Raw genomic sequence first — 3,351 nt, 5'->3', positions numbered from 1 at the left:
AATTGCGAAAGCTCTCTCTCATTCTAATGCAGACATCATATTCATGGATGAGCCGACTTCAGCAATTGGTGAAGAAGATTCACAGAAACTACTCAATGTTATTCGTTCTCTTGCAAGTAAGGGCAAGGGTATTGTTTATGTGTCTCACCGCTTATCAGAAATTTTCGAGGTAGCAAATCAGTACACCGTTTTCAGAGATGGAATCTACATCACTGACGGGAAAATAGAAAACGTAACTCGTGAAGAACTGGTAGAACTTATTATTGGTGGTCAAATTGATGAAGAGTTTTCGAAGTTCAACGAACCTCAAGAAGAAGACCTACTAACCGTTAATGAGCTGACCTGCGACAAGTTTCAAAATATTAGCTTTACTGTCAAGAAGGGCGAGATTCTAGGCATATATGGCCTAGTTGGCTCAGGTCGCTCAGAAGTATTAGATGCAATTTTTGGCATAAAAGTGCCCACTTCTGGTCATGTTTGTTTGAATGGTAAGAAGATCGACAACAGCACCCCTAGAAAGTCCATTGCATCTGGGTTGGCTTATGTTACCGAAGACCGTAAAAACACCGGGTTAGTTCTTAGTAGCTCAGTTTGTCATAACATCTCGATTTCATCCCTGAAAAACAAATCGTCTTATCACTTCGTCAATCATTCAACAGAAACAGAAGACGTAGAGAGCATGATTGGTCTATTCAAAATCAAGACCCCAAATAAAGAACAAATTGTGCAAAACCTCTCTGGGGGCAACCAACAGAAAGTCGTCTTAGGTCGATGGTCTCTAACCAACCCCTCAGTTCTCATGCTTGATGAGCCAACACGCGGCATCGATGTTGGCGCAAAAAAAGAAATTTACAAATACATGTCTGAACAAGCACTAGAAGGTAAAGGAATCATTATGGTTTCTTCTGAACTGCCTGAGGTCATTGGTATGAGCGATAGAATTGTTGTCTTTAAAGACGGCAAGATAGTCGACATCGTACCCAAAGAAAATGCCACTCAACAACTACTACTCAGCCTAGCATCATAATATAAGGTTAAACGATGAATATTCTTGCTAAAAAAGATTTAGGTTCTAATTCACCTAGAAAGATTTCGGAGTTAATGCACAAGTATGGGATCGTACTGGCTTTCCTATTTCTTTGTCTCGCTGTAAGTGTTTTGGGTCAATACTGCGTCAGTATCGGTATCTGGGATGAAAACTACTTTCTAACGCAAAGCAACTTTTTATCAATTCTACGCCAAGTGTCGATCAACGGTATCCTTGCTATAGGGATGACTTTTGTCATCATCATCGCTGGCGTAGACCTATCAGTAGGCTCCGTTCTTGCTCTGTCTGGTATTGTCGCGGCACGATTTGTAACACAAAACGAAGCCATGTCAGTTGGTGATTTCGATTCAGCAATATTTCTTCCATTTATTGTAGCAATTGTTATCGGTGGCTTTTGTGGTCTAGTTAATGGCTACGTAATTTCCAAATTCAAACTTCAGGCATTCATCGTGACTATGGGGATGTTGTCTGCTGCTCGAGGCATGACAATGCTCACAACGAATGGCAACCCTGTATCATCCCTAGAACGTAGTTTTCGGGTTATCGGCAATAGCTACATTTTGGGTATCCCCACCCCTGTTGTGATTTTCGCAGTCATCTTTGGTGGGGCTTGGATACTTCTCAATAAGACCCTATTTGGCCGATATGTATTTGCTGTCGGTGGCAATGAGAAATCAGCTCGCACTTCTGGCATCGATGTAGACAAAATCAAAATCGCTGTATATACGCTGTGTGGCGTTCTTGCCGCGATTGCAGGGCTAATTCTAACGGCTCGTACAGGATCTGCTCAAACCAATGCTGGCTTCGCATACGAACTTGATGCTATTGCAGCAGTAGTTATCGGTGGCACATCAATGGCTGGTGGAATAGGTACTCTAACTGGCACTCTCTTTGGTGTCCTCATCATTGGTGTAATGAACAACGGCTTAGATTTGCTTGGGGTTCAGTCTTATTACCAACAAATCATCAAAGGAATTTTAATTGTTTCTGCTGTAATGCTTGACCCGTCCAGAAAACAATCTCAATAAATTACTAATAAAAATCCAATAACAACCACACGAAACATGTAGAGGAAATAACATGAAAAAACTCCTGATTAGCAGCATGGTTACTGCAACGCTTGCGATGTCTTCATCATCTGTGTTTGCCAAAGAGCAATACAAGATTGCTGTACTTATGTATGGTATGAAGGCAGAATTTGTTCAGCTAATGGAGCAGGCAGCGTACAGACATCCCCTAGTACAGTCAGGTGACGTAAAAATCACAATGTATGACGGTCGTTACGACCCGCTAGTTCAAAATAACCAAGCTGAAACTGCTATCCGAACTCGTCATGACGCGATTATCATTAACCCTATGGACTATAATGCAAACATCGACGTCGTAGACATGGCAAACGACGCTGGTATTCCTGTAATCGTGACTAACGCTCGCTTAAACACCGACCGCATGACAGCAGAAGTCGTGTCTGATGATGTCGAAGGTGGATACCTTGAAGCTAAAGATGTAATGGGGAAAATTGGCTGTAAAGGCAACGTTGTTATTCTAGAAGGTCCAAAAGGCGGTTCTGGAGAAATACAACGCGGTCAAGGTAATGAGAAAGCAATCGCAGAATGTCCAAACGGTGCTGTTAATGTCATTGAGCGTAAGACAGCTAACTGGTCTCGTGCAGAAGGCATGACGCTTATGGAAAACTGGCTGATGAAGTATAAAAACAAAATTGATGGCATCATCGGCCAAAATGACGAAATGGCACTTGGTGCTATTGAAGCGATAGAAGGCTCTGGTGGCAAAGTTTCTGATTATGCTATCGCTGGAATTGATGGCGTAACAGATGCTCTTCATGCAGTAAAAGATGGCAAAATGGTGTCTATCCTTCAAGATGCAAACGCTCAGATGCAAGGCTCAATAGACGTAGCTCTTCGTCACATTATCGGTCAAGACTACACGCCTAAGTCTAATATCTGGAAACAATATAGCAGCCAACTTGATTGGAACAACGGTGAATCTAAACGTTACGACATTCCATGGACTGTAGTGCAAGACGAAAACGTTGAACAGTTGCTTTCTCAGCGTAAGTAATTTAGAAGATAGTCAAACTCGTGTAGTTATTGAGTTGTAGGAGGAGCGGGGTTAGCTAAAAACTGGAGGTTGGCAAAAGAACTTGGGACAAAACACTTTGACTGTTTGAAGTATTATAACTGCGATGGTTGAGTTTGGTGGCGGTGTAAAGGAACTAAAAAAGCTAGCCAATAAGGTGGCTTTGATTCCAAGTTTTGTAGGTTTTGCTTGGCTTTGTTGCC

Annotated in this window: 3 protein-coding genes; all 3 read left to right on the top strand. The window is 42.1% G+C overall.

The genetic code is table 11. The features are described 5' to 3' along the window. On the top strand, positions 1-1,027 hold a 1,027-nt coding region (locus HW45_RS04180; RefSeq protein WP_038225083.1), incomplete at its 5' end, for a sugar ABC transporter ATP-binding protein. A 14-nt stretch (positions 1,028-1,041) separates the two neighbouring features. Further along, a complete protein-coding gene (locus tag HW45_RS04175; RefSeq protein ID WP_051867755.1) occupies positions 1,042-2,076 on the top strand; it encodes an ABC transporter permease in 1,035 nt (344 codons plus the stop codon). A gap of 52 nt (positions 2,077-2,128) precedes the next feature. Then, positions 2,129-3,130, top strand: coding sequence for a substrate-binding domain-containing protein (locus HW45_RS04170; RefSeq protein WP_038225076.1), 1,002 nt, complete (start codon positions 2,129-2,131; stop codon positions 3,128-3,130). Positions 3,131-3,351 lie beyond the last annotated feature (221 nt).

Origin of the sequence: Vibrio sp. ER1A, from assembly GCF_000733315.1 — a bacterium.
Classification (GTDB): Bacteria; Pseudomonadota; Gammaproteobacteria; order Enterobacterales; family Vibrionaceae; genus Vibrio; species Vibrio mediterranei.
This window is presented reverse-complemented; position numbering and strand designations above follow the sequence as displayed.